Consider the following 22883-nt stretch of genomic DNA (forward strand, 5'->3'; position numbering starts at 1 on the left):
ATTATGCGGCGGGTCATACTTGACCGCTGCGGAGACCTAGCCAATCCATGTTCGAAGCGCAGTTTTTTCCGCTTAAGGCCAGGGCGACTGATGCGAGCGGGGAGGTGCATAGGGGAATTGCGATCTACCGCCTGCTCACCGGGGCGCACCCCGCGGATGCCGATATCTCCAGTGACCGCAAGTTCGATCGCCACGTGCTGGCGTCCATTCTGGCGGCGGCCACCATGGATGATGGTGTGGTTTCCGAGAAGGCCGGCCTGTTCGGCCATGAGCTGGCGGCCCTGCTTGAGCAGTACTTCCCATTAATTCAAATCAAAGCCGAGGAGCTTCTCTTGCGTTTCGATCGCAATGAGAGCGACGAGGTCGCAATGTTGCGTGATCTCTTGCTCGCGCAACGGTCGACTGAAGGGGACATCGGCCGCTGGCTGGCTGCGATGATCGCGCGTCGCGCCATCGAGCCAAATCACTTGTGGGAAGATCTCGGATTGCGCGATCGTGGCGAACTCTCCCGGCTGCTAAGTCGCCACTTCGCGCCGCTTGCCGCGCGCAATGTCGACAATATGCGCTGGAAGCGCTTCTTTTATCGCTCGCTGTGCGAGAACGACGGACTCGTGATGTGCACGACGCCGGTGTGCACGCAATGCAACGACTTCGACCTCTGCTTTGGCGATGAAAGCGGCGAGAGTCGAATGGCAGAGCGCCGGCGCGACGTTCTATCGCGGGCGGCTGCTTCGGGTCGCGGCGCGCGGCTGGCTTAAGTGAGCGCGCCGGATGGATCGTCATTGGCCTTCCGACGATGACCGCGAGGGTCCCGCAGGATACGAAGAGGTGAAGGTGGACGTGGTCGAAGCCGATTCCAAAAAACTATGTCCCGGCGGGGCTTGAAGGATCTGTCTCGAAGGCGGGCTGCGCCCGACGTGCCAGTCGCGTGCTCTTAGACGAGCTGTTGTTTGCCAGGGGCGACCGGCGTCACCGCAGAGATGCCGTTTTGCGGAGGCGAGTGACGTCGGCTTTCCCGTCTGCCGGGCGACCATCTACAACGCTTTGAACTGTTTTACGCAAGCGGGCCTGTCGCGCAGGATCGGTCCCAACGGGTGGCGATCGTTTTTCGATACCAACACCACGCATCCGCATTACGATCTGCACGATCTGCCCGAGGAGAACATCCTGCTCGATATTCGCGAAGGCGATCGTTTGATTGCAAATGCCCGAGCCGTTGCCGGGGCCACGGAGTCTCCAGCGATCGATCTAGTCATAAATCTGCGCCGCAAGCCGAGTCGATCCAGCTCAGCGCACCGAAAGGCAGGCCGACGCGTCGGCCTTGCGACGTTGTCGCGTTTGCGACAATCCGACTGCGGCGAAAACTATCTCTTATTCAATGCGTTAGGGTTGGCTGGCACGTGGCATGCGGGTTGCTGAAGCGGTGCTTGGTCAAGCGCAACAAGGAGTCTCTCGTGATCGCCGTCACCGCTGCCAAATCGTCGTGGTCCGAAACGGCACGGGCCAAGCCGACCGTGCTTAATGACACGACGTTGCGTGACGGCGAGCAGGCGCCTGGCGTTGCATTCACCACTGATGAAAAGGTGGCCATCGCTCAGGCGCTGGCGCGGGCGGGGGTCACGGAGGTCGAAGCGGGGACGCCCGCCATGGGCAGTGACGAGATCTCTGCCATTCGAGCCGTTGTCGAGGCCGGGCTCCCGCTCACCACCATCGGATGGTGCCGGATGCGTGAGGCCGATGTCGACGCGGCGACCGAGGCCAAGGTGTCCATGGTTAATGTGTCGATCCCAGTCTCCGACGTGCAGATCGCGGCCAAGCTTGGCGGCGACCGCGAACTGGTGCTGGAGCAGGTGACGCGGGTGGTCGGTTACGCTCGCGAGCGGGGGCTTGAGGTCGCCGTCGGCGGCGAGGACTCCTCCCGCGCCGATGTCGATTTTCTAATCAGGCTGATCGCAACCGCAAAGGCCGCGGGAGCGCGGCGCTTTCGCATTGCCGATACGCTCAGCGTGCTCGATCCGGACTCCGCCTATGCGCTGATTGCGCGTTTGCGCGCGACCACCGATCTTGAGCTCGAATTTCACGGCCATGACGATCTCGGCCTCGCGACCGCCAATACGCTCGCAGCCATCAAGGGCGGTGCGAGCCACGCCTCGGTGACCGTCATCGGGCTCGGCGAGCGAGCGGGAAATGCGCCGCTGGAGGAAGTCGCGGTCGCGCTCGAACAGCTCTACGGGCGCGAGACCGGCATCGTGCTGCCTGAGCTCGAGAACGTCGCCGCGGTGGTCGCAGCCGCTGCTGCACGTACGATTCCTCTGGACAAGGCGATTGTTGGTGAGCATGTGTTCACCCATGAATCGGGCATTCATGTCGATGGCCTCTTGAAGGATCAACGCACCTATCAGTCGCTCGATCCGCATTTGCTTGGTCGCTCCAATCGCATCGTGATCGGCAAGCATTCCGGCCTATCGGCAATTACCTCGCTGCTTGACGAATTGCAGCTCGCCGCCAGCCTCGAGGAGGCAAGACACATCCTGTCGCGGGTCCGCAAACATGCCGTCGAGCACAAGCGGCTGGTAGCGCGCGAGACGGTGGTGGCAATCTGGCGCGAGGTCTGTGAACGCGCGTGAGGCGGTCATGTCCAGCATCGTCAAAGTTGATCACTTCGAAACGCCGCTGCGCCGCGTAAACTCTCGCTGCTCGCTCTTATCGGCGAACACGCAGGCTAATGGGCCATATGCCGCGCCGCCTGCGCCGGTCGGCGTCTGAAGGATATGACCAGCTCGTGCCGTGTCCCGACCACAGGCCGGCCGCCTAACCCAAGGGAGATTTTTCGGTGAGCAACGCACAGGCACCAGCCGGTATCCTGGATCGGCTCAATAAGGCCTCCTCGGCTGAAGATTTTTTTGCACTGCTTGACGTCGATTACAACCCCAAGATCGTCAATGTCGCGCGCCTGCATATCTTAAAGCGCATGGGGCAATATCTCGCCAAGGAAGAATTCGCCGGTGCCGCGGAGGCGGAGGTCACGGCGCGGTGCAAGGCGGTGCTGGAGCAGGCCTATGCCGATTTCGTGGTGTCCTCCCCGATCAACCAGCGGGTGTTTAAGGTCCTGAAGGATGCGATCGCGGAGCCGAAGAAGCCGGCGGCCTTCGTGCCGTTGAGCTCGCTGAAGTAACCTCGCGCATCAGCTCAGTCTGGCTCAAGTCACGCCCATGCAGCGCGTTGTGGGATATTCTTTGTCATTGAGATCAATTCTGTGCAGCGACCCGCAAAGCAGCGCTGTCGCGTTCCCGACGTGCGTCGGAATTGTACTATCACGGATCTCTAGGCCATCTTCATCAAGTCCTCTCAAGCAATTGGTGGAGCACCCGATTTTCTATGGCGCTGCAACTGGTACGACACTTGCTGTTCTCCTGCCAAGTCTCGCTACAAAAGTCCAACGCTATTTCTGGAGAAGCGCATGCATAGTGTCGCCTTCATCACGCAGGTCCCCGACTCCGCGCAGATCGGCGTGCACACCGTGACCGACACCATTGATGCGGCATGGTGTGCCGACCAGGCCCCGATTGGGGAATGGAGCGCAAGGGACGCCAGCGTCGAGGACACCTCAAAATACGACCTCCTCGGCTCGCCGACTATCGGCGAGCGCCTCTTCACGCCGTCGCCTCGCGCCGAGAAGGTGGCGCTAGCGCAACCCGCCGACCAGCCTGGCGACGAGCTCATCAAAACCATCTTCAACCGCCAACTTAAGCTACAGACGGGTCTTGTGGCGCAGGCGAGCGGGTTCTGAGGGGAATTCAAAGATATGAGCAACATCACCAAAGCTCCCGCGCCGGCCGCAGGCGGCCGAGCAGCGGCCAAGAAAGAATTGCCGGAGCACTTTAGGGCCTACAAGCATATCTGGGTCTTCGTCGAGCAGGAGCGCGGCCAGGTGCATCCCGTCTCCTGGGAGCTCTTGGGTGCGGGCCGTAAGCTTGCCGACAAGCTGAAGGTTGATCTCGCCGCGGTTGTCATCGGCCCGGAGGGAGAAGCCACGCGCAACGCCGCACTTGAATCCTTCTGTTATGGTGCCGACCTGATCTATCTCGTGACCGACAATGTTCTGTCGGAGTATCGCAACGAGTCCTACACCAAGGCGCTGACCGATCTCGTCAACACCTATAAGCCCGAGATCCTGCTGTTGGGCGCCACCACGCTCGGTCGCGATCTCGCAGGTTCCGTGGCCACCACGCTAAGGACGGGTCTCACAGCCGACTGCACCGACCTCGATGTTGACGCGGATGGTTCGCTTGCGGCCACGCGTCCGACCTTTGGCGGGTCGCTGCTTTGCACGATCTACACCTTGAATTACCGGCCGCAGATGGCAACCGTCCGCCCGCGCGTGATGGCGATGCCAGAGCGTGTCGAGCGCGATGCCGCCCGCATCATCATCCATCCGAGCGGCCTTGTCGAAGACGACATCGTCACCAAGGTGATGTCGTTCATCCCAGACCGAGAGTCCGCCAGATCCAATCTCGCCTATGCCGATGTTGTGGTCGCCGGGGGCCTTGGGCTCGGATCGGCGGAGAATTTTCAGCTGGTGCGCCAGCTCGCCGCGGTGCTTGGCGCCGAATATGGTTGCTCGCGCCCCCTGGTGCAGAAGGGCTGGGTCATGTCTGACCGGCAGATCGGGCAGACCGGCAAGACCATCCGGCCAAAGCTCTATATCGCCGCCGGCATCTCCGGCGCGATTCAGCATCGGGTTGGCGTGGAGGGCGCCGATCTGATCGTCGCGATCAATACCGATAAGAACGCGCCGATTCTCGATTTCGCCCATATTGCCATTGTCAGCGATGCCATTCAGTTGTTGCCGGCGCTGACGGCTGCATTTCGTGCGCGGCTTTCGCCACATTCGCGCGACCGGCTCGCGAGCTAGAGGAGTTGTCATGATCGAGGAGAGGTTCGATGCAATCGTGGTCGGCGCCGGCATGGCCGGTAATGCGGCAGCGCTGACCATGGCCAAGCGCGGCATGAAGGTGCTGCAGCTCGAACGCGGCGAATATGCCGGATCGAAGAATGTGCAGGGCGCAATTCTCTATGCCGACATGCTGGAAAAGCTGATCCCGGACTTCCGCGAGGACGCGCCGCTCGAACGTCACTTGGTCGAACAAAGGTTCTGGATCATGGACGATCGCTCCCACGTCGGCGTGCACTACCGCTCCGATGACTTCAATGAGGAGCGGCCGAACCGCTACACGATTATCCGCGCGCAGTTCGACAAATGGCTCTCCTCGAAGGTACGCGAGGCTGGTGCGACGGTCCTGTGCGAGACCACAGTTACTGAGCTCGCGCATGACGCCCATGGAAAAGTCATTGGTGTTCGTACAGATCGTCGCGACGGCGAAATCCTTGCAGACGTCGTGGTGCTGGCGGAAGGCGTTAATGGTGTGCTCGGGACGCGTTCGGGCCTGCGCAAGCGGCCCGAGCCCGACAAGGTGGCACTTGCAGTTAAGGAAATGCACTTTTTGCCGCGCGAGACCATCGAGGCCCGTTTCAATCTCAAGGGCGACGAAGGCGTCGTGGTCGAGGCGGCCGGCACTATTTCCCGTGGCATGACCGGGATGGGCTTCATTTATTCCAACAAGGAGTGCGTCTCGGTCGGCATCGGCTGTCTTGTCGCCGACTTTCAGCGCACCGGAGAGACGCCATATGGGCTGCTCGATCGCTTCAAGCGTCACCCATCAGTGGCGCCGCTGATCGAGGGCTCGGAGGTCAAGGAATACTCCGCGCACCTCATTCCTGAAGGCGGCTACAAGGCGATCCCGCAGCTCTATGGCGAGGGCTGGGTGGTGGTGGGCGATGCAGCGCAGCTCAACAACGCCATTCATCGAGAGGGTTCTAACCTTGCGATGACCTCGGGCCGCATTGCGGCGGAAGCGATTTGCCAGGTGAAATCGGGCGGTGATCCCATGACCGCAGCAAATCTGTCGCTATACAAGAAGATGCTGGACGCCTCCTTCGTCATCAAGGATCTCAAGAAGTACAAGGATATGCCGATGCTAATGCATACCAACTCGCAAAATTTCTTTCTCACCTATCCGGAACTCGTCTCCAGGGCGATGCAGACCTACGTGCGCGTCGACGGTACGCCAAAGGCTGAGAAAGAGAAGTTGACGTTGAAGTCCTTTGTCAATGCGCGGTCATGGACAGGTCTGTTCGGAGATGCATTCCGCTTCGCACGCGCCTGGCGCTGACCAGCCAAATCAAAGCCAAACCAAGGAAGCTCAGCTATGAATGTCGAGCCCTCAGTGCGCGTCGAGGACAAGCTGTTTTACAACCGCTATCTTGTTGACGTCGGTCGTCCCCACATCAAGGTGCGCGCACACACGAAGCCGTCGCCGCAGCTGCTTGCACTTTTGAAAGTCTGCCCTGCGCGCTGCTATGAGCTCAACGACAAGGGCCAAGTCGAGATCACCGTTGACGGCTGCATCGAGTGCGGCACCTGCCGCGTCATCGGCGAGCCCACCGGCGACATCGAATGGAGCTATCCGCGGGGCGGATATGGGGTGTTGTTCAAGTTTGGTTAGAACTGAATGGCAGCATGGTATGATCGCCAGGCGATCTCAGGGCAGACTCAGTTCGCCGCGGCCCAGTATGTGCGGAGAGGCCAAAATTCGAGGAAAGCTCGAGTATGGGTGTGAGGGACTCTCTGCAAGCGCAGCTCGTGGATACTGCCGCGACGCAGATCATCTCCCCGAGAGAGCAACGAGAGAGAGGATCACTCCGCCGCCTAAGCCCCGCCGGACTCTGCCGCCTCGATCGCAACTGCAACTGACTGGACGATCGCGGCAAAGCGCACAGCGGTCTGAATCGCAGCCGAGCTGACGCCGGTTTCTCGTAGCGCCTTCTCATGAGCGTCCATGCAGGCACCGCAGCCGTTGATGGCGCTTACCGCCAGCGACCACAGCTCGAAATCGGCCTTGTCGACCCCAGGATTGGCGATGACGTTCATCCGCAGCCGCGCCGGCATCGTCTTGTATTCCGGGTTGGAGGCGAGGTGAACGAAGCGGTAGTAGACGTTGTTCATCGCCATCACGGAGGCCGCGGATTTCGCCGCCGCGACGGCCGCCGGCGTCATCATGACGGCGGCGGCGGCTTCCATTGCGGCGATCACCACGGGGTTGCGGGTTGCGATCGCGGTCGCCACCAACAGCCCGTATTTGCTCTGAGGTGACAGCGTCTCATCAGTCACCATTGACGCCAGGTTGAGTCTGACGTCCTTGGCGAAATCGGGGATCTGGTCCTTTAACTGCTCGATTGACATGATGCCTCACGCAACTTTCAGCGTTTCGCCGCCGATTTCACGGTTGCAGGGGCAGAGCTCGTCGGTCTGCAGGGCATCCAGCACGCGCAGCGTATCCTTCGGGCTCCGGCCGACATTGAGATTGGTCGCGTAGACGTGCTGGATGGTATTGTCGGGGTCAACGATGAAGGTATAGCGATAGGCGACGCCGTCCGGCGAACGCACGCCAAGACCATCGACCAGCTCGCCCTTGGTGTCAGCAAACTGCCAGATCGGTAGATGGTGCAGGTCCTTGTGCTCGCGCCGCCAAGCGAGCTTACAGAACTCGTTATCAGTCGACCCGCCAAGCGCGACCGCATCACGATCGGCAAAATCCTTCGACAGGCGGGCAAACTCGGCGATCTCGGTGGGACAGACGAAGGTGAAATCCTTAGGGTAGAAGAAGATGATTTTCCATTTCCCAGGGAAGCTGTTTTCCGTCAACATCTCGAACGCGCTCTGCCCGTTCTCATCCTGCACGTGAAAGCCGGGCTTCACGCCTGTGACTTCGAACGACGGCAACTTACTCCCAATTCCAAGCATATTGTCCTCACAAGATTGCTTCGCGCGGAAAAGCCATGATTCCGGATTCACGCGAAGCAAGGGATATGCCAAGCGATCTCGCGGTTCAACTGGCGGAAATGCAACAATCGGGATGTTCGCCGTGAGGCTATCTAAACGCCATGATTTCGATGGATCGTTCTATCGCCCTAGCCAAGTCGTGGTGGGATTTTCCGTCCTGCAGGCTGCGGAAAGACGATGGTGGTGCGCTGCATCGCAGGCCTCGCATTTCCCCAGGTACGTTGAACTGCGCATCGCGCGTAAAACTAGCGAGCTTGCCCGCTGAAGGCGATTTCGATCCCTGATTTGGGTGTCCTCACGGGTTCCTCCTTCCGCTGAATTTGTCGATCAACGTTGCGGTAAGGATTACCGCAAGGCCGGACATCACCATGCCGACAGCAAGCCAGCGTGGGAACGAAGGCGCCGCGGAGCGGCAGCACCATGAAAGACAGCGCGTAGAAAACTGATCCGACCACGAGCCCCGAAAAAGGGAAGGTGAGGGTGCACCCGCCACAGAGTGATGCAAGGAGGCCGCGACCAGCTTCGGCTCCGCCGCGTAAGGGGCGCCGAGCGCTTTGATCGGCTGCGCCGCGGCTGCGCCGCAAGGTGCCACGGCCGGATCGTAGATCGACATTGTTGCGAAAGTCGCCGCGCCATTCACCAACTTCACAGTCGAACTCAAATTCCACAGCACGAGCTTACCCATCCCAAAGATGAAGCAGCTTTCGGGAGCCGACGGACCGCTATCGGCGAGTCTGCCCGGGCGAGAGTCCTCGGCCGAGAGACACACTTGGAATGGCGCCCCTTGCGCATCTGACTGCAAAACCGACCGCTCGCGCCAAAGCTCGAGACTGCCTCGTGCCCGGTGCTCTGCCTGAAGTAGGCTGCAATTCGCTGACCGACAGGGTGAAGTTCGCTCCGAAGGCCACATTGATGTTCGCCGCTTCTGTATTGCCAAGCGTAAGCAGCATCAAAATTGCATTGATCAGGGTCAATCAGACAAGGCCCATCCGGAATTCCTGGGATGTGCCCGCCGCGACCGCTTTGGCTGCGGCGGCTCTTTGCTCCTCATCTCAGCAATCGGCGTGCCGCTGGTGGAATCTGGTGCGCGCTTTGCTTGGTGAGAGAAAACACGCGTAACTGCCTGCCTGCCTCTGGAATGACGGTGCCGGTTGTCGAATTTCCGACACCGCCGTCCTTAAGCGGGCACAGCGGGCAGTCCAACGTGGACTTCATGAATGCCGGTCGCCTGTCAACGCCCGGCGGCTCGGATATTCGAGCTCTTATTGGGAGGAAAGTTATGACAACGATGGCAACGGCGGCGCCCGCGCGGGTATCTCGACCCTGGTACAACATCCTCTATGTCCAGGTGTTGATCGCGATCCTGATCGGCGTCCTCGTCGGCTGGCTGTGGCCATCTCTCGCGACCAATGACTGGGTCAAGGCGCTCGGCGACGGCTTCATCAAGCTGATCAAGATGGTGATCGCGCCGATCATCTTCTGCACGGTCGTGTCTGGCATCGCTCACATTCAGGATGCGAAAAAGGTCGGCCGGGTTGGGGTCAAGGCGCTAGTTTATTTCGAGGTCGTTTCCACCTTTGCCCTTATTCTCGGCCTGATTATGGGCAATGTGTTCCAGATCGGCCGTGGGCTTGCCGCCAAGCCCGATGCGGCGGCGGTGGCCAGTTACGCCAAGCAGGCGGAAGCCTCGAAGACTGTCGATTTTATCCTCAATATCATTCCCGACAGCGTGGTCGGCGCGCTGGCGCGCGGCGACATCCTGCAGGTGCTGTTGTTCGCAATTCTGTTCGGCTTCTCGCTGATGGCGCTCGGGGAGCGCGGCGAGAAGTTGCGCGGCATGATCGACGACGCGGCGCACGCGGTGTTCGGCGTCATCGCCATTGTCATGAAGGCAGCGCCAATCGGCGCATTCGGCGCCATGGCCTTCACGATCGGTAAGTTCGGACCGTCGGCGCTCGGCAATCTGATCGGTCTCATCGCGCTGTTCTATGCCACGGCCGCGCTGTTCGTGGTGGTCGTGCTCGGTCTGATCGCGCGCTTCGTTGGCTTCTCGATATTCAAGTTTATCGCTTATATCAAAGACGAGCTCTTGCTCGTGCTCGGCACCTCGTCCTCGGAAAGCGCGCTGCCGCAGTTGATGGAGAAGCTCGAGCGGTTGGGCTGCTCCAAGCCGGTGGTCGGCCTCGTGGTGCCGACCGGCTACTCCTTCAACCTCGATGGCACAAACATCTACATGACCTTGGCAACGCTGTTTATCGCGCAGGCGCTCGGGGTCGATCTCACCTTCACCCAGCAGCTCACGATCCTGATCGTAGCGATGCTGACCTCGAAGGGCGCAAGCGGTATCACGGGGGCCGGCTTCATCACGCTTGCGGCGACGCTGTCAGTGGTTAATCCGGCGCTGGTGCCGGGCATAGCGATCGTGTTCTCGATCGACAAATTCATGAGCGAGGTGCGCGCCCTTACCAATATCACCGGCAACGGAATTGCCGCGGTGCTCGTGTCTTGGTGGGAAGGCGAACTCGACCAGGCCACGCTGCATGCGCAGCTCAACCAGGAAATTGATTAAGCCGACATCGAGACCGCTAACAACACGAGGTAGGCGGCTGCATTTCTATGCGTCATTCCGGGGGACGTCGAGCTCGGGCATAGGCGAATTCGCGCAAGTCCAAGTCGGCAGCAGCCGACTTGGACTGCGGCACCCCGGAATCGCTCGCCGTAACCTGTGGATTGCCGGTTCGCTCGCTTTCGCGAGCGCTCCGGAAATAACGTCTGAAGAGGTCACCCCGTAGGACGAGGGCAAAAAAAGGTCTGCCGGGCGGTTGCTAGCGGCGGCATTCGCCTAGTACCACGACACAGAGGTTTCTGACGGATTGGTTCGGGATTTCCAAGACGGCTAGCTGTTCAGGGGAGGCCAGCGCGTCGATGCTCGCGCGCCGAGCCGGACTGGCGCGTGATGAGGCCCACGTTCGAGGGCAACACCATCTGGTGAAGCCGATTTAGGTATTCGACGAGGTCCTTCGAGCGGCCCCAGCGATCTGCGTGTGCTGTACGGCAAGAGTGTTTTCCTCGGTCGCCTTAGCATGGACATCACGGAACGCGGATTTCGCGGTTAAAGCGGATCGATTGACATAGCACAAAGACACAGGAGAGCGCAGCGGTCAAAATGATGCTCACATAGCATGGGGCGGTAACCGTTGCAGACCTCAATCCTGAAAAAGTATTGCGATGCCCGCCTGCCTTGGTACACCATCTATCCAACTGTACCGGAGTTCTCCGCGGCGGTCGGCGCCCAGGCTTGTGAGAAATGGCTGAGGCGCCTGCCGGCTGGCGACTCCGTGTCGCTCTATCTCCACATTCCGTTCTGCCGGTCGATCTGCTGGTATTGCGGCTTCCATACGAACCTCACTCGCCGGGATGCGCCGATCCTCAATTATTTGGAGGTGCTGCGCGAGGAGATCCGTTTGGTCGCCGAGCAAGCGCCGCAAGCGCTGCCCGTGAGCGACGTGCACTTCGGCGGCGGAACGCCGACTCTCATCGAGCCAGCGGAGTTCTTGGCTCTGATGGAGCTTCTGCGCCGCCGCTTCGCGTTCAGGAAAACGGCTACGGTCGCCGTCGAGATCGACCCGCGCACGTTCACGGTCGAGATGGCCGAAGCCTTAGGAGCAGCCGGTGTCAATCGCGCGAGCATCGGCGTGCAAAGCTTCGACCCCATTGTTCAAAAAGCGATCAACCGGGTCCAGAGTGAGGCGCAGACGGCGGTCGCCGTCGAAAATCTGCGCCAGCATGGAATAAGCCGCATCAACTTCGACCTTATCTTCGGTCTCCCAAATCAGACGGCGGACTCGTGCGTCCGGACCACGAAAATGGCGGTAGCTATGCGCCCCGACCGGCTTGCAGTTTTCGGCTACGCGCACGTTCCGTCTTATATGAAACGTCAGCGCCTGATCGATGAGGCGACGCTGCCGGACAACGCTGCCCGCGCCGAACAGGCCGCGGCCGTGGCCGATATTCTGGTCGGCGCCGGCTACCGCCAAATCGGGCTCGACCATTTCGCCTTGCCGGACGACGAGCTCACGCTGGCGCAGAAAGCCGGTCGCCTGCGGCGTAACTCCTTGGGTTACTCGGCCGACACCTGTAAAACCGTGATCGGCTTCGGCGCGTCAGCCATCGGCCGTCTCAGTGACGGTTACGTCCAGAACGAAGTCGCAACCGCTTCCTACGGCCAACACATCAGAGCTGGCCGTCTTGCGACGTCAAAGGGCTACCGTCTCACCGAGGAAGACCGCCTCCGAGCTGCAATCATCGAGCGGCTGATGTGCGATTTGCAGGCCGACCTGCCGGCAATCTGTGCCGCTCACGGATTTGATCCGATCCCTTTTCTCGATTCAGCTGAACGCTTGGCGATGCTCGCCGAGGACGGGATAGTGGACATCGAAAAGGGTTTCATCCGCGTGAGGCAAGAGCACCGCTTTGTGCTTCGCGCTGTTGCTGCCGCATTCGACGCTTATCTCGACCGCTCACCCTATTAGCACAGCCAAGCAGTGTGAGCGGATTCAAAAGCATCACCGCTTGTCGGTAATCGAACGATATGCGCTTGCCGGAGCCTCCAGGCCACTACCGGCTGCGGAAGGCGGTAGCAACTCACCGCCTGTAAGCTCCCGGCACAGTCGGTCACGCCAAGGAGGAGTTCGCGGTCCCGAAGTAATCCGAACGGGGCGCTTTTGGCTGAGGAGGAGACAGTTGATGGGCGCGGCCCGCTCGAAATTCAGCCGATCCGGCGGGCGGCCCAAGTGTCGGTATGGAGTTGGCCGGATTCGAAGAGTTCATCCCAAAATAACGACCCGAACAGCGAGTACCAGATCGATGCTGAAGCCAGGCTGTTCCTCGGCCATCTATTTGCGCAAGCTCCCCGAACTCGCCACGGCGGCCGAGCTAGCGAAGCGGTTTGCGTCCCTTCTCAGTGGTAGCGACATCGCCGAGCTCGATGAATGGATCACACAAGCAGCCAACAGCGAGCTCAAGAGCTTCGCCAACGGCATCACGCGCGACATCGATGCGGTCCGAGCGGCAATAACTACCTCCTGGACAACCCGTCCGGTCGAAGGCCAGATCAGCCGGATCAACGCCATCAAACGACAAACGTATGGCCGGGCAAGCTACCCGTAGTTGCGTCGACGCGTCCTCCTGGCTGCTTGAGAACGACCGGACAGCCTATCCAACTCCGATCGCTCATGCTGCACCAAATATACGGAAGAACCCCATAAAGTCGGCGCGATCATCGCGCCCCGACCGGCGCAATCGCATTCGGCAATTCTCTGACGTTTGCCCAACAATAGGCTCCTGCAGCGCACAGACCGAGGAGAAGAACTATGAGCACCAAAACCCACGGAAAGTGTCTTGACGACCCGTGCAAGACCGGCGGCGAGTCCGAAGCGGCCGCTTGATCCGTCATCTCCATCATCCCTCGCCCGACGTCCCGGTCCGGATTGGATTTTCTCGTTCACGCAACACCCCACGATGATCAAGCGCTGGAGCGAGGTCCGACCGCGACAACATCGTTATCCGCAACGTTCCCCCATCGTTTGGTTATGAGCTTCTATGAGGCGCCCTTGATGAGCAGCCGATGAGACGCTTTTGGGCATCGCCCTGCTCTACAGCATAGCGCTCGAAAGCTGAGCTCGCATCGAAGATGAGATTGGCGCCTGGGTTACAAGGATCGACGGTTAGCGTCACGTCAGGATCGGTCAGAGACGGCCCGTCAACTACCAACTTCAGCGATTGATGCAGATGACCGACACATGGCAATCGTCGGCAACGTTGCGCCGGTTACACGTCAAGGAATTAGGGATGCAATATAGATCTGTCCGGACCAACAGACGTGATGAGCGCGCTGACTTCAGCTATCAACTCTGCTCCACCCGCGATCTCTCATTTCTCACGGGAAGGCCATGATAGACGTTCTGGCGCGACCTCTGGGCGCGCAGATCTCAAAGCTCTCTGAGCTTCGGGCCTGTCAATTGCCTCGTCACTCGGCTACCGGGATGCGAACGAAGCTACGTAGAGCCAGCGCGTCCTGGCTGCCTCGCGACACCCTGCTTTCCCGTGGCTGCGATCTTCTCGACGGACACGTCTTCTCCGAGCAGGATAGTCTGCATGGCGGAAATCCTCACGCATATCTTGGAAGAGGCGGTCCTTTTCAGGTATCGGTGGCAAGGACAGCGAGGCTCCGTCGACCCGTTGCCAATATCGCGCCGAGCGAAGGCAGCCCAATAATCTTAGCCGCTCTTTGCGCCGAGAACGTCGCAGCAGAACTGCGTTGGAACTGGCGATCTCGCATCGCGGCGTTATCGCGCGCTCGGCACACACCGCGCCGATCATTGCATGGCGTGCGGTATTCCCGCCAGCAACGAGGCTCGGGAACGCTGAGCAGGTCTCGCTGAGATAGACGGTGGCGCCTGTCGCCAAGGGTTACTCCCCGGCGCCTTCAGATGCCAGATGCTGGGGTCAGCTCCGGCCAATCATGTCGGAGCGCAATCCATCAAACCTAACAATACGGAAGCGGAGCTCACTATGCGTGGTCGCGTTGTCGTCGCGATGTTCATTCAGATACATTCGGCTGCGGCACCCCTTTTCAGGTTTCGACCAACTACGAAGCAACGAGGGCTTGCTATCGCACTCTTCCTAGCGGCGATTCTCATCGGGAGTTCGGCGTTGGCACAAGCTGCGAACGTCCCTAACCCCAAGAGCGATACTCCGGATGAGGCTGCTGCTAGAACACTTCGAAAGGCCACGGATCCCGCCACGCAACGGACCCGCCGGCTCAAAGGGGCAACGCGTTCCGTCGGCAGCGCGGCAGCAGCGCAAACTGCGAATCAGCCTACAGCAAAGGGCACCAATGCGGATGAACTTGCTAGGCGTACTCAAACAAAGATCGACCCATTTGCGAAATTCGAGAATCTCCGCGAAAAAGGCATGTGGCTCATCATACCTGGTCCTGCCGACACCATAGATCAGGATAAGGGCGGTGTTAGATCCACGCTGGCAGACGTCGGCATCGGTTATGTTAGCTGGACGGTAAACAGCCTCATAGACAATCGACTGCCAAATGCAGTCAGAACCACCACTCCCAATCAGTTATACATTGGCCAGAATCCGACATTTAGTACCGTAAATTTCGTAATCGTGACCTACGATCTCAGCCGCTTTGGAATACCCGATGGTCAAATCATCGCGGGAGCCGAGCAGCAATACTGGACATGGAAACCCGGTGGGCCAGATAGAGTTGGCCTCAATACGATGGCCTACTATCAGACGTTTTTCGACAGGAAAGTCGAACTCAAAATGGGTTATCTCAGAAATGTAAACGAGTTCGCAGGCACATTGGTCGGAGGGAATGCAGGAGCAAGCGCTTTGGCCCCCTCGTCGAACATCCTGTATCAAGTAGGCATGAGTAACAACGCCGCGCCCACGCCAGCTCTCAACCTGAAGTACAATTTTGATGATCACTTGTATAACAAGGTCTCAATCCAGCGCTCAATCAGTCCAGACGGTCAATACGCGCAGATAACCGAAAATCCCACCGGCTTAAACTGGAGCACGGCCAACGCGGGCATTCTTTTCCTTGATGAAACTGGCTATAAGAACAAAGCTGCTCCGGATTTACCAGAGACCTGGTTGCGGGTCGGCGCCGGTTTCAACAACAGCAGCTACAAGAACTTGCAGTATCCGGAGCAACCGAGAGCCAACGCGAACAGCGTTTACTACGTCGCTGCGGACAGGCAACTCTGGCAGTCTGATGTCCAAGGCTCGGCATATCGTGGTATCTATGGCGGGTTCTCCATAATGTACGCTCCGCCTGACCTAAATAGAGTCACTCAATATTACGAGCTTCGTCTTTATGCGAAAGGACTGTTTGACAGCCGACCCACTGATCAGATTGCTGTTGTTGCCACCAACGCGGTCTGGAGCAACTTTTTGGTGGATGCTGCCTTGGCTAAAGGGAATCTCGTGCATCGGGACAGTACGGCGATCTCAGGCACCTATACCGCGCATCTGGCACCCGGGATTTATGCGAGCGTGGGACTGATGTACATCAACAAGCCGACGAGCATTACACACACACGCGAAACGGGACATGCTCTGAATTTGTTAGTGTCTACGTCAATATTCTTCTAACTGCCTGAAGGTGTGTACTCGTAAATAGGCATTGCGGATCAGGATGCGATTGATGTCCGCTGCGCTCCTGACACAAAGCGAATGTCGTCTACGGTCCGAAGCCATTCATCTGCCGAAGGAAATAGCTCATTCTGGCCGAGACAACGTAACTGCGCTCTTTAGCACTACAGTTGGTGCGCCGGGAGACCGGCAAGGAGTAAGTGGTGGAAGTCCACTGCGATGAAGGAGTAGCGATCCACATCGGCCCCGAGCCGTGCGCAGGCCTCCGCGAGGATGTCGGCGAAGCGTCGGCAGGGGAGCGCATAGGCCAGCCATCGAGCCGCGAAAGAATGTTTTCCCGAGAGCCGACGCTGTCAACTGAGCGGAAGGCAACACGAAGGGGCGCGATATCGCGAGCGCCCAGTCGTCTCGGCGTGGTCGCAGACCCTGGCATGTGCAGAAGCTTCTTGTACGGGAACCGGGAGCTCTCTTGGTCGGCCAGATGCTCATGGAAGCAGCCTGGTCCGCGGCGGGAAGGCGAGGAGCTGTAGCCGCCGATGAACGATCTGGAGAAGTCTGACTCCGCCATAGTAGCTATGAAGTCGCCGAACAAAGCCGGAGGTACGGTGGCGGAGGCGATGGAGCGAAGGGCGGGGACCAAGGGAAACGCGAGACAGCAAAGCACACTCCGGACACAGGGCCGGGATCGTGTGATCCAGGAGCTTGATCGCGTACGGCAAGCCGCAAGGCAGAGGAAGAAGGAGCGGTTCACCGCGCTTCTCCACCATATCAACACAGACACGCTCCGTATGGCTTTCTACGCGCTCAAGCGCAAAGCAGCCCCCGGCGTGGATGGTGTGACATGGCAGGACTTCGAGACAGATCTGGAGCCTCGGCTTGCGGATCTGCACCGGCGGTCCACGGAGGAGCGTACCGTCCCCAGCCGTCACGTCGGACGTACATCCCGAAGACTGACGGCCGGGAGAGAGCGTTGGCGATCGCTGCCTTGGAGGATAAAATCGTTCAGGGCGCGACCGTCATGGTGCTCAACGCCATCTACGAAGGCGACTTCGTCGGCTTCTCCTACGGGTTTCGACCCGGTAGAGGCCCACATGATGGGTTGGACGCCCTGGCGGTAGCGATCACCACGCGGAAGGTGAACTGGATACTTGACGCCGACGTGCAAAACTTTTTCGGAAGTGTGAACCAAGACTGGCTGGTCCAGTTTCTGGAACACCGCATCGGCGACAAGCGCATCATCCGCCTGATCCGTAAATGGCTGAAGGCGGGCATTCTCGAAGACGGGGTCGTAACTGTGGACGACAGGGGCACGGGGCAGGGATCGGTGATTACTCCCCTTACGCAAAAGGTAACTTGCGTCGCCTAGCGGTTGGTGACCTTTGGAGCGCGAGGGCGGCCCACTGCCGTCAGTTGATTCGGTTGGAGCTGGAATCGAGTGTCTGATGACAATCGTGTCATCGTCCACCAGGATCTCCTTGACCAGGAGTCGCACAATGCGCTGACGCTCCGCGACCTCCAGCGTTTTTGCCGTTTCGCGTAGTCGTGCAAGGAAGCTTGTCATGGTTTTTGCTAGACGCAGATATCCAGCGCGGTCGGCAAGTTGGGTCTCAAGCGCATTTAGCTCGGCGCTGATTGCCTGATCACGTTTGCGAAGCTCGGGCATGCGACGGCGGAGGTCGTCTAACGATATCAGTTCTTCCTGATACGCGGTCATCAAACGTTCCATGCTCTTTCGTACGCGTGCCAACTCCCGCTGCAAGTGCTCTTCACGGCGTTTGACGGGGCTGGCAGTGCGTGCCGCAGCCAATCGCCGTTCCAGTTCTTCTTGAATGAGGCGTGGATTCTCCAGCAGTTTGAGGATCTCACGCCATACCACCTCGTCAAGAAGATCTTGTCGTATCGGCTTACTATCACACACCGGCCCGCCAAGGCGGCGCCATGCGTCGGAGCCAAGACAACGATAGTAGTGGATCATACGCGCACTTGTCCGCGTCGAAGTGCGATAAAGACCGTAGCTGCATTTGCGGCACGACACCAAGCCTTGCACGACGCTGGGTGTGATCGTGCGGCGAGGCGCACGGTCTTTGTTCGCCTTAAGCCGCTCCGAAGCCAGTGCAAAGGTTTCCTCGGTGACAATCGGTGGTACCGGAATCTCGATCCAGTCCTCTCGTGGCCGCTCGTGGTGGGCGCTGTCACGTGAGGCAAATCCGCCCCGCAGACGGATTGGCCGCGTGATGCGTTGTCGTTTCGCCGTCTTCGTTTTGTTGAAGCATGCCGTTCCCTTGTACGCAGGATTGCGCAGCATCGCCCAAACCACCGAACGCTCCCAACGCGAGATACGCTTGCGCGTAGGAATGCCTTGTTCGTTCAACAGACGCGTGATGGCGCCGATGCTCAAACCCGCAACGGTGTAGTATTCATAGACCTTGCGCACCACGGCCGCCTCAGCGTCTATGATCGCGTAAGACGCGGGTGCGTGCTCAGTCTTACGGATATAGCGGTAGCCAAACGGAGCGCCGCAAAGAACGTTGACAACTCCCTGCAGTGCACGGTGCCTTTTGCCCCGGCGTGACCGCTCCAGAATTTGCGCCCGTTCATACTCGGCGATCATGCCTTGGAACTGCAACAACAGCTGATCTTCCGCTGTAGCTGTCTGGGGCGCTTTGATGAACACCGTCTGGACGTTATGTCGTGCAAATTCTTCAATGAGAAGCACCTGATATGCATACTTTCGGCTCAGTCGATCTGGTGAATAAACGAGGACTGCATCGATCTGCCCCTCCGACGCCAAATCGCGAGCCCTTTCCAGGCCCGGGCGAACGAGCGTAGCTCCGCTGTAACCCTCGTCTTCGATCACCCATTCATCGGGCACGCTGAAGCCCTGCTGTAGGGCGAAGCCGCGCAGAGCTTCCGTTTGGCTCGCAATGGTATGTTCTTCCTTCTGTTTGTCCGACGAGACCCTGGCGTAGATCGCTGCAGGCTTCACGGCCGTCTCCTCTCTTCTCGGAGTCCTGCCCTACGGGACGAACACAGTTCGCAACCAGCAGCCCATAGGCTTGTTGTAACTTGATGGGGAGCAGGCGATCGAAAGCAAATTCCAAACAAACGGCAGGACGCTCTGCAGAGCGCTTAGCCATGTCTTCCGCGCCGACGTGTTGCGGTCAAACGCTTCTCGATCGCCTCGGTGACAATCACGCTCAGCGGCAAACCGCTGCGCCTGGAATACGCACGCAATTGCGCGAGCACGTCGCGGGGAATTTTGAACGTTGCTGGCACCGACGGTTCTCCAACCGGCATCGCACGTCGGAGCGCACGCGCGCGTTGCAGATATCGATACGCTTGCCGCAGCGAGATGCCGCGTTCCTGCGCCAACATGGTCGCCGCTTCTGCCACGCTGCTTCCCCGCGACAACAGGCCGTGCGCCGCGTTCAAGTTCAGGGCCTTCTGCGTCTTCGTTGAACGTGCCATCTGACATAAACGTATTTCTTCTTGACATAACCATAGTTAACAACTCGTTTACTAGCCCCGCACGCATATTACCTTTTAAGACGCAGGTCGAGCACAGCTAGCCCTCTGCGCCAGCCACAAATCACCCGATCGAAGGTGAAGTTGCCTTTTGCGTAAGGGGAGTAATTTCGCCGCTGCTCGCCAATGCTTACCTGCACTACACGTTTGATCTCTGGGCCGAACGCTGGCGACGCCAAGAGGCCCACGGCGACATGATTATCGTGCGCTATGCCGATGATCTCGTGGTTGGCTTCGAGCATGAGGACGACGCTCGCCGTTTCCTTGATGCGATGCGTGAACGGTTTGAAGCATTCGCGTTGACACTCCATCCAGACAAGACCCGCCTGATTGAGTTCGGTCGCCGTGCGGCGGCCAATCGCAAAGGGCGCGGCCTTGGCAAACCGGAGACCTTCATGTTTCTGGGTTTCACCCACATCTGCGGTAAGTCACGCCGGGGGAACTTCCTGCTCGAAAGGAAGACCCGTCGCGACCGTCTGCGGAGGAAGCTTCAGGACATCAAGGAAGAGCTGCGACGACGGATGCATCAACCGATCCATGCCCAGGGTGGCTGAGACAGGTCGTCACCGGCCACTTCGCATACTATGGGGTTCCTACAAATGGGCGGGCGCTCTCAGCGTTCCGCTACTATGTGACCGATCTCTGGCGTCGAACGCTTCGGCGGCGAAGTCAACGAGGCGGCATCACGTGGGACCGCATGACGAGGTTGGCGGACGAATGGCTCCCACAACCCCGCATCCTCCATCCCTGGCCACGGCAGCGCTTCGCGGTCACACACCCAAGGTAAGAGCCGGATGCCTTAATTGGGCTCGTCCGGATCCGCGCGGGGGGCGCTCAGCAATGAGCGTCCCTACCGCGAACAATTTGTTCTTGAGATGGCTCTGCGCGCGTTGGCTTGATGAGCCCTGCGCCAGGACAACCAAGCGGGTAAGTGTGCATGCGAGATGCATCGCCGGGCAAGCTTCAAGGCGATGCGCCTGATTTCCTGGATCGACCAGCGGATCAAGAACGATGCTTCGGTCGAGGCCCCGATCGCGTTTTTTTGGGCGCGATGTTGGCCCGGGCACGGATGACGGCCATTATAGCAAAGGCAAGCATGACGAGTGAAACATGGCGATGCCAGCCGTGCCAGGAGCGGGCTTCGTTGTGATCAAGACCGAGTTCGTTCTTGGTCGTTTCGAAGCTGTCCTCGATGGCCCAGCGATGACCTTCTAACACCAGCTTCTGGATGGACGTGCCCTTGGGCACCACGTGGAGTAAAACGCCAAGCTGCCATCGGCAATGTTGGGGACCTCGCGTCCAATCCCTGGCAAGGCCATCGTCGTATTCACGGCCGTCGAGATCGGCCAGCTTGAGATAGGGCCAGTCGTGCCAGCGCGGACCTTTGGTCCCTTCGCCGGACGACAGGCGGCGCCAGGCCTGCTTGGGAAGGCTCTGTGCGATCGCCGAGGCGGTGCCGCCGACAGGCTGCCCCTTGCCCCAGGAATAGAACACGTGATTGGACCCAACACCCAGAACATGGCCTTTGCATGCGTTGCGCAGCAGGGTTTCAATCTCTCCCGTGCCATACACGCTGTCCGCCGCAACGAACGAGAACGGCAGCTTTGCGGCGATCGCGCGAACGATCATGCGACGCGCGATCTTGGGCTTCGTCGCAAAGCCCACATCGCGCGGCACATGCGCTGCCTTCAGGCGAACGCGGTCGTCCGTCCATTCTTTTGGCAGGTAGAGCGCACGGTCGATGAAGGTATGGCCTAGCCGCGGCACGTAGCAAGCAAATACGCCAATCTGGCAGACCGTATGTTCGTTGTCCGAGAGGTGGCTCGTCCGCAGTATGCGATGAGCGAGGGTTGCGCCGGGTGGGCCGGCACCGAGGCTCTCGCATAGGAGGACGAGCCGTGCGGCAGGATAGCAAAATCTACGTGGGACTGGATACGTCGAAGCTAAAGATCTCGGTAGCCGTGGCCGAGGCGGGGGCGCGATGGCGACGTGCGCTTCGTCGGTGAGATCGATAGCGCGCCTGATGCGGTGGAGCGACTGGTTACGAAGCTCGCCAAAAGGCACCGGGACCTCGCCTTTTGCTACGAAGCCGGCCCGACCGGCTACGGTCTCCATCGTCAGATCACACGGCTTGGCCACGACTGCATCGTGGTTGCACCATCACTGATCCCAAAGCGGCCTGGAGAACGGGTCAAGACCAACCGCCGTGATGCGCTGACCCTGGCCAAGCTGCATCGTGCAGGAGAGCTGACCGCGGTCTGGGTACCGGATCCGGAGCACGAGGCGGTGCGAGAACTGGTACGTGCCCGGGAAGCCGCGATGGAAGATCTGCGGCGGGCCCGTCAGCACTTGCAGTCCTTCCTGCGCGTCACGGCCGGGTCTTCACCGGCCGTCAAGCGTGGACCAAGGCGCATACACGATGGCTGTGCGAGCAACGCTTCGAGCATCCGGCGCAGTATCTCGTGCTGGCCGAGTATCGCCAAGCGATCGAGGCCGCCGAGATCCGGCTCAAGCGCCTGGACGAACAAGTTGCCGAGGCGGTAAGCTCATGGTCCATGGCTCCAGTTATCGCCGCCTACCAGGCGCTACGCGGCGTCGCCCTCCTGACCGCGGTCACCTTCGTCACCGAAATCGGCGACGTGCGCCGCTTCGACAGCCCGCGCCAACTGATGGCGTATCTCGGCCTGGTGCCCTGTGAAAACTCCACGGGGGAACGCATCCGGCGCGGCAACATCACCAAAGCTGGCAATGGCCGGGCGCGCCGCGTGCTCATTGAGGGCGCCCGGATGAGCCGCCTGCTGCAGGAGCGGCAGGCCGGCCTGACGAAAGCGGTGTGCGCCATTGCCTGGAAAGCCCAAGTCAGACTCTGCGCTCGCTATCGCAAGCTGATGGCACGTGGCAAACGCCAGGCAGTCGTCACCGTGGCCATCGCCCGGGAAATGGCCGCCTTCCTCTGGGCTATCGGCCGAGAGGTGGAGCCGCACAGCGCAACCTGATCGCTTGCCGAATTAGCCAACGCTTCCTTCCACCTCAACACAGGAGAACTCTCAGGAGCGACATCATTGTTGCGCATCGCTGGGGGCAGAGCCCCGGTTGGGGAACTCTCGCACCAATTGTGTGGCCGACATTGTCGATGCCCGCTGGCAGATCGAGGCAGCCCCGGACGAACAAACGGAAATGCGGTATCCAACCCGCGTATCAGAGTCTGCAAACCGTCGTCTCAGCGGCTCTGCCTCCTGCGCTGCGTAACAATCATCCATTGGCAACTCCGGCACAA

General features: G+C 59.7%; 19 protein-coding genes and 2 pseudogenes. 16 read left to right on the forward strand and 5 right to left on the reverse strand.

The window, feature by feature from the left end:
• Positions 1-47: 47 nt before the first annotated feature.
• From ACVJGD_RS38945 to ACVJGD_RS38980, 8 genes are all read left to right on the forward strand, one after another.
• Positions 48-758, forward strand: coding sequence for a nitrogen fixation protein NifQ (locus tag ACVJGD_RS38945; RefSeq protein ID WP_456639144.1), 711 nt, complete (start codon positions 48-50; stop codon positions 756-758).
• Positions 759-1044: 286 nt separating this feature from the next.
• A complete protein-coding gene (locus tag ACVJGD_RS38950) occupies positions 1045-1419 on the forward strand; it encodes a hypothetical protein (RefSeq protein ID WP_456639145.1) in 375 nt (124 codons plus the stop codon).
• Positions 1420-1454: 35 nt separating this feature from the next.
• Positions 1455-2627 (forward strand): homocitrate synthase, encoded by a 1173-nt coding sequence (nifV, locus tag ACVJGD_RS38955; protein WP_456639146.1) that lies wholly within the window; start codon positions 1455-1457, stop codon positions 2625-2627.
• 206 nt (positions 2628-2833) lie between these two features.
• Positions 2834-3175 (forward strand): nitrogenase stabilizing/protective protein NifW, encoded by a 342-nt coding sequence (gene nifW, locus ACVJGD_RS38960; RefSeq protein WP_456639147.1) that lies wholly within the window; start codon positions 2834-2836, stop codon positions 3173-3175.
• 285 nt (positions 3176-3460) lie between these two features.
• Entirely contained in the window at positions 3461-3790 is a 330-nt protein-coding gene (locus ACVJGD_RS38965) for a hypothetical protein (RefSeq protein ID WP_456639148.1), read from the forward strand.
• Between the two features lie 15 nt (positions 3791-3805).
• A complete protein-coding gene (locus ACVJGD_RS38970) occupies positions 3806-4915 on the forward strand; it encodes an electron transfer flavoprotein subunit alpha/FixB family protein (protein ID WP_456639149.1) in 1110 nt (369 codons plus the stop codon).
• A gap of 10 nt (positions 4916-4925) precedes the next feature.
• A complete protein-coding gene (locus ACVJGD_RS38975) occupies positions 4926-6233 on the forward strand; it encodes an FAD-dependent oxidoreductase (protein WP_456639150.1) in 1308 nt (435 codons plus the stop codon).
• Positions 6234-6269: 36 nt separating this feature from the next.
• The gene (locus ACVJGD_RS38980) at positions 6270-6566 is read left to right on the forward strand and encodes a ferredoxin family protein (protein WP_456639151.1); all 297 of its coding nucleotides are present in this window, start codon (positions 6270-6272) and stop codon (positions 6564-6566) included.
• A 203-nt stretch (positions 6567-6769) separates the two neighbouring features.
• Here ACVJGD_RS38980 and ACVJGD_RS38985 read toward each other — a convergent pair whose 3' ends face one another.
• Positions 6770-7303 (reverse strand): carboxymuconolactone decarboxylase family protein, encoded by a 534-nt coding sequence (locus ACVJGD_RS38985; protein ID WP_456639152.1) that lies wholly within the window; start codon positions 7301-7303, stop codon positions 6770-6772.
• Between the two features lie 6 nt (positions 7304-7309).
• Positions 7310-7864 carry a peroxiredoxin gene (locus tag ACVJGD_RS38990; RefSeq protein ID WP_456639153.1) on the reverse strand — a complete coding sequence of 185 codons (555 nt, stop codon included), beginning with the start codon at positions 7862-7864 and terminating at the stop codon, positions 7310-7312.
• 813 nt (positions 7865-8677) lie between these two features.
• Between ACVJGD_RS38990 and ACVJGD_RS38995 the strand changes: the two genes are divergently transcribed.
• The 6 genes from ACVJGD_RS38995 (at position 8678) to ACVJGD_RS39020 (ending at position 17447) form a co-directional block, all read left to right on the forward strand.
• A complete protein-coding gene (locus ACVJGD_RS38995; protein WP_456639154.1) occupies positions 8678-9022 on the forward strand; it encodes a hypothetical protein in 345 nt (114 codons plus the stop codon).
• Positions 9023-9182: 160 nt separating this feature from the next.
• Positions 9183-10472 (forward strand): C4-dicarboxylate transporter DctA, encoded by a 1290-nt coding sequence (gene dctA, locus ACVJGD_RS39000; RefSeq protein WP_456639155.1) that lies wholly within the window; start codon positions 9183-9185, stop codon positions 10470-10472.
• 628 nt (positions 10473-11100) lie between these two features.
• Positions 11101-12435 (forward strand): oxygen-independent coproporphyrinogen III oxidase, encoded by a 1335-nt coding sequence (hemN, locus tag ACVJGD_RS39005; protein WP_456639156.1) that lies wholly within the window; start codon positions 11101-11103, stop codon positions 12433-12435.
• Positions 12436-12769: 334 nt separating this feature from the next.
• Positions 12770-13072 carry a transposase gene (locus tag ACVJGD_RS39010; RefSeq protein WP_456639157.1) on the forward strand — a complete coding sequence of 101 codons (303 nt, stop codon included), beginning with the start codon at positions 12770-12772 and terminating at the stop codon, positions 13070-13072.
• Between the two features lie 1545 nt (positions 13073-14617).
• The gene (locus ACVJGD_RS39015) at positions 14618-16081 is read left to right on the forward strand and encodes a carbohydrate porin (RefSeq protein ID WP_456639158.1); all 1464 of its coding nucleotides are present in this window, start codon (positions 14618-14620) and stop codon (positions 16079-16081) included.
• Positions 16082-16922: 841 nt separating this feature from the next.
• Positions 16923-17447 (forward strand): reverse transcriptase domain-containing protein, encoded by a 525-nt coding sequence (locus ACVJGD_RS39020; protein WP_456640519.1) that lies wholly within the window; start codon positions 16923-16925, stop codon positions 17445-17447.
• 552 nt (positions 17448-17999) lie between these two features.
• Here the strand turns inward: ACVJGD_RS39020 and ACVJGD_RS39025 are convergent.
• Positions 18000-19067, reverse strand: a pseudogene (locus ACVJGD_RS39025) (recombinase family protein); the annotation flags it as partial.
• Positions 19068-19210: 143 nt separating this feature from the next.
• On the reverse strand, positions 19211-19549 hold the full coding sequence (locus ACVJGD_RS39030; RefSeq protein WP_456632515.1) for a ribbon-helix-helix protein, CopG family: 339 nt from the start codon (positions 19547-19549) through the stop codon (positions 19211-19213).
• A 191-nt stretch (positions 19550-19740) separates the two neighbouring features.
• Between ACVJGD_RS39030 and ACVJGD_RS39035 the strand changes: the two genes are divergently transcribed.
• Positions 19741-20160: a reverse transcriptase domain-containing protein gene (locus ACVJGD_RS39035; RefSeq protein WP_456640520.1), complete on the forward strand. Its 420-nt coding sequence runs from the start codon at positions 19741-19743 to the stop codon at positions 20158-20160.
• A gap of 448 nt (positions 20161-20608) precedes the next feature.
• Here ACVJGD_RS39035 and ACVJGD_RS39040 read toward each other — a convergent pair whose 3' ends face one another.
• Positions 20609-21442: an IS701 family transposase gene (locus ACVJGD_RS39040; protein WP_456640521.1), complete on the reverse strand. Its 834-nt coding sequence runs from the start codon at positions 21440-21442 to the stop codon at positions 20609-20611.
• Between the two features lie 62 nt (positions 21443-21504).
• On the opposite strand from ACVJGD_RS39040, the pseudogene ACVJGD_RS39045 reads away from it, so the two are divergent.
• Positions 21505-22602 (forward strand): annotated as a pseudogene (locus tag ACVJGD_RS39045) (IS110 family RNA-guided transposase).
• Positions 22603-22883 lie beyond the last annotated feature (281 nt).

It is taken from the genome of Bradyrhizobium sp. USDA 10063, from assembly GCF_054063735.1.

Excerpts from the sequence above, each read along its gene's own strand:
- ACVJGD_RS38945 (WP_456639144.1), top strand. The coding sequence starts at position 48 with ATGTTCGAAGCGCAGTTTTTTCCGCTTAAGGCCAGGGCGACTGATGCG.
- ACVJGD_RS38965 (WP_456639148.1), top strand. The coding sequence starts at position 3,461 with ATGCATAGTGTCGCCTTCATCACGCAGGTCCCCGACTCCGCGCAGATC.
- ACVJGD_RS38970 (WP_456639149.1), top strand. The coding sequence starts at position 3,806 with ATGAGCAACATCACCAAAGCTCCCGCGCCGGCCGCAGGCGGCCGAGCA.
- ACVJGD_RS38975 (WP_456639150.1), top strand. The coding sequence starts at position 4,926 with ATGATCGAGGAGAGGTTCGATGCAATCGTGGTCGGCGCCGGCATGGCC.
- ACVJGD_RS38980 (WP_456639151.1), top strand. The coding sequence starts at position 6,270 with ATGAATGTCGAGCCCTCAGTGCGCGTCGAGGACAAGCTGTTTTACAAC.
- ACVJGD_RS38985 (WP_456639152.1), bottom strand. The coding sequence starts at position 7,303 with ATGTCAATCGAGCAGTTAAAGGACCAGATCCCCGATTTCGCCAAGGAC.
- ACVJGD_RS38990 (WP_456639153.1), bottom strand. The coding sequence starts at position 7,864 with ATGCTTGGAATTGGGAGTAAGTTGCCGTCGTTCGAAGTCACAGGCGTG.
- ACVJGD_RS38995 (WP_456639154.1), top strand. The coding sequence starts at position 8,678 with ATGGCGCCCCTTGCGCATCTGACTGCAAAACCGACCGCTCGCGCCAAA.
- dctA (WP_456639155.1), top strand. The coding sequence starts at position 9,183 with ATGACAACGATGGCAACGGCGGCGCCCGCGCGGGTATCTCGACCCTGG.
- ACVJGD_RS39010 (WP_456639157.1), top strand. The coding sequence starts at position 12,770 with ATGCTGAAGCCAGGCTGTTCCTCGGCCATCTATTTGCGCAAGCTCCCC.
- ACVJGD_RS39020 (WP_456640519.1), top strand. The coding sequence starts at position 16,923 with ATGGCAGGACTTCGAGACAGATCTGGAGCCTCGGCTTGCGGATCTGCA.
- ACVJGD_RS39030 (WP_456632515.1), bottom strand. The coding sequence starts at position 19,549 with ATGGCACGTTCAACGAAGACGCAGAAGGCCCTGAACTTGAACGCGGCG.